This window comes from Leifsonia sp. KNZ12-8B (genome assembly GCF_056755495.1).
Genome location: NZ_JBPGXM010000253.1, coordinates 1 through 818, shown reverse-complemented (window position 1 = coordinate 818; position 818 = coordinate 1). Strand labels below are relative to the sequence as shown.

Genomic DNA, 818 nt, shown 5'->3' with positions numbered 1-818 from the left:
GGGGGGGGTGGGGGGGGGGGCGGGCTCTTGCTCGGGCTGGGGGGGGGGGCGGGCGCGCCGCCGCCGCCGCGGCGCTCCGGCGCCCCCCCCCCCCCCCCCCCCACGGCCGATCCGGGTGGTGGTCCGTGCTGCGTGCGCCGTCGCGCTGATGGCGCTGCTCGTGCTGTCGCACGGCTCAGCGGGGCCGGGGCTGGTGGGTGCGCTCTACCTCGCGGCCGTCACGGTGCCGCTGGTGGTGATCGACGTGCGCGAGCACCGGCTCCCGAACGCGCTCGTGCTGCCCGGGCTGGTGTTCGCGGCGGTGGGAGCGGTGTGGGCGGCGCTCGCCCGCGGGTCGCCGGAGGCGCTGGCCGTTCCGGTGGTGTGCGCGCTGGCGGCCGGTGCAGGGACGGTCGCGCTGGCGTCGGGTGGCGGCCTCGGCATGGGGGATGCGAAGCTCGCGACGCTGCTCGCGGCGGCAGTCGGGAGCGCGCTGGCGGCGCCGGAGGACGCGGGCAGCGCGGCCGCGAGCGCAGCGGAGGCGGCCGGAAACTCGGCCGGACCGTGGGAGGCCGCCGCGGGGGCCGTGCTGGCGATGCTCGGCGCCGCGACCGTCGTGGCTGCGGAGGCGCGGGGGCGGGCGGAGGAGCTCGCGCTCGGCCCGGTGCTGCTCGCCGCGTTCTGGACGGTGGTGGTGCTGTGGTGACCGGGGGCATCGCCGAGTGGTGGGGAGGTTTGGGGTGGGTGTAAGGGAAGACCCCCACCCCGAACCCGAAACCCACACCACCACCGCGCGCGGGGGGTTTTAAAAAAACCGGCCCCCCCAGGCCACGGCGGGG

At 78.7% G+C, this 818-nt stretch carries 1 protein-coding gene; it reads left to right on the top strand.

The window, feature by feature from the left end:
- Nucleotides 1-118 precede the first annotated feature (118 nt).
- Entirely contained in the window at nt 119-685 is a 567-nt protein-coding gene (locus ACR9ZG_RS18905; protein ID WP_481286385.1) for a prepilin peptidase, read from the top strand.
- The last annotated feature ends 133 nt before the right edge of the window (nt 686-818 follow it).